Source organism: Legionella pelazae (assembly GCF_052527395.1).
The window spans coordinates 1-483 of sequence record NZ_JBNVZS010000038.1 but is presented as its reverse complement, the minus strand read 5'-3'; the positions used below and the strand labels follow the sequence as shown (position 1 = coordinate 483).

Here is a 483-nt window from a genome sequence, read left to right as displayed (position 1 = left end):
GTATATATGAAGTTAATCGCTCTTGTCCCCTATAGAGATAGCTATTAAATTGCTTCGCTGTTGTTAATTATCTCTTAATCAAGAAATGGTAAAATATAATCAAATTGAATTATAAAAGGACAATAACTATGTTTGGCGATTCCTCTTCTGAAGGCGAATTAAATAAAGATGTCTCTACTAGCACATCTAAACAAACGACCTCTGAAACACCTACTTCTAGCAAACCGGAAATTGACTTTAATGTCTTTGATTCGATACCGAGCGAACTTATAGACGAGCAGTTTATATCAACTGTGGCTAGCGCTCTGCGTGAAGATAATCAGCCTAGTAAGCCCAGGCTACCAGTTGATAATAACAATAATAATCAGCCCATGTCTTTGACTTCTGGTGCACGTAAACGAAAAACGCCCACTGCAAAGACGCCAAATAAGGTTTGGGTTTATGAAGGAACAGGCGACATTTATACAGGCCTTCCCCCAAGCA

General features: G+C 38.5%; 1 protein-coding gene. It reads left to right on the top strand.

Features of this window, described 5'->3' with window-relative positions:
* Positions 1–128: 128 nt before the first annotated feature.
* A partial coding sequence (locus ACQUW5_RS15300) for a hypothetical protein (protein WP_444992124.1) occupies positions 129–483 on the top strand: 355 nt, incomplete at its 3' end.